This is a genomic window from Pedobacter borealis DSM 19626, from assembly GCF_000708285.2.
Taxonomy (GTDB): domain Bacteria; phylum Bacteroidota; class Bacteroidia; order Sphingobacteriales; family Sphingobacteriaceae; genus Pedobacter; species Pedobacter borealis.
The window spans coordinates 1-854 of sequence record NZ_JAUG01000200.1 but is presented as its reverse complement, the minus strand read 5'-3'; the positions used below and the strand labels follow the sequence as shown (position 1 = coordinate 854).

Here is an 854-nt window from a genome sequence, read left to right as displayed (position 1 = left end):
CCGTTCCGGGCTGCAAAGGTAGCAATCTTTTCCGCTCCCGCAATATTTATTTTAAAATAAATCCCGCTCTACTCATCTCCTGCGCCATCCTTTCATTCAAAACCCTTCCTCCGAAGCGGGATGCAAAAGTAGAAAAAATTAACACTAACGCAAAGCTTTTTTACGGATTACCAGAAGATATAAGATAACCCCGTGGTTTACAGACAGAAAAAATGTTAGCCCGGACAAAACTTTTTGGAACAAATAATGTTTATGCACCCCCCTTTCCTTAGACTTCCGAAGTTTTCCATAAGCTTTGGGCCTCCGAAACTTCGGAAGACCCTGCAGAATAAACCCGATTGCAGCGGCAGCCCCCGGGTTTTTCTACCGGGGCTATAGCGTATGGCGGGAACAAACCTATATAGTAGTACAGAACCTGCTTTGCTAAAAAACAAAAGCACTCTTATATATAGTGCAGCAATAACTTGTGTGACTGAATAGACTTCCGAAGTTTTCTCCCGCGCCCAGCCGTTTCAAACTTCGGAAGACCCTGCAGAATAAACGCGATTGTAATGGAAAGCCCGCAGCGCAGCGAGGACTTGCAATGAAAAGCGGGAACAAACCTTCATAGTAGCACCAACACTGCTTTGCTAAAAAACAAAAGCACTCTTAATATATATAGTGTAGAAATAAATCCAGCGTGGCCTGAATAGACTTCCGAAGTTTTCTCCCGCGCCCAGCCGTTTCAAACTTCGGAAGACTCGTGTGCAATTGGCAAGCATCGTATCGAATTTTTAAACAATAATTAATACTTTTATGGCTTTATTAAACCATCCATATAAATGAAGTTGATGCTCAAACTATACTTTTCTCTG

General features: G+C 42.5%; 1 protein-coding gene. It reads left to right on the top strand.

Annotated features, from left to right (window positions below):
* On the top strand, positions 1-188 hold a 188-nt coding region (locus tag AW17_RS24755; protein WP_209444345.1), incomplete at its 5' end, for a hypothetical protein.
* Positions 189-854 lie beyond the last annotated feature (666 nt).